This is a genomic window from Streptomyces cinereospinus (assembly GCF_042430725.1).
GTDB classification, from domain to species: Bacteria; Actinomycetota; Actinomycetes; order Streptomycetales; family Streptomycetaceae; genus Streptomyces; species Streptomyces cinereospinus.
In genome coordinates this window covers 1-571 of sequence record NZ_JBHMCY010000216.1, presented here as the reverse complement: position 1 = coordinate 571, position 571 = coordinate 1, and the positions used below count along the sequence as shown (strand labels likewise).

The following is a 571-nucleotide window of genomic DNA, read 5'->3' as shown; positions in this document are numbered from 1 at the left end:
CGCCCCGCCGGACGTCGACACCCGGCTCGGCGCGCGGCTCGCCGAGCTGCGCGCCGAGCGCGGCTGGTCGCTGGGGGAGCTGGCGGCGCGCAGTGGGGTGAGCCGGTCGACGCTGTCCCGCGCCGAGCGGGCCGAGATCAGTCCCACGGCCGCGATGCTCAACCGCCTGTGCGCCGTGTTCGGGCGCACGATGTCCCAGCTGCTGAGCGAGGTCGAGGGGGAGTCCGCGCTGCTGGTGCGGGCGGCCGACCAGCCGGTGTGGCGGGACCGGGCCTCCGGCTTCGTCCGGCGGTCCGTGTCGCCGCCGCAGGCCGGGCTGCGGGGCGAACTGGTCGAGGGCCGGCTCGCGGTGGGCGCCGACATCGCGTACGGCCGGCCGCCGGTGCCCGGTCTGGAGCAGCACGTCTGGGTGCTGGAGGGGGTCCTCGCGGTGACCGTGCGGGACGTCGAGCACCGCCTCGGCGCCGGGGACTGCCTGCGGTCGCGGGTCTGGGGCCGGACACGGTTCCGGTGTGCGGGGGACGGGGCCGCCCGGTACGTGCTGGCGGTGGTGCGGCCGTGATCGTACGAG

General features: G+C 77.8%; 1 protein-coding gene. It reads left to right on the top strand.

Annotation, left to right across the window (positions count from 1 at the left end):
• On the top strand, nt 1-562 hold a 562-nt coding region (locus ACFF45_RS35580), incomplete at its 5' end, for a helix-turn-helix domain-containing protein (RefSeq protein WP_381351188.1).
• Nucleotides 563-571: the final 9 nt, after the last annotated feature.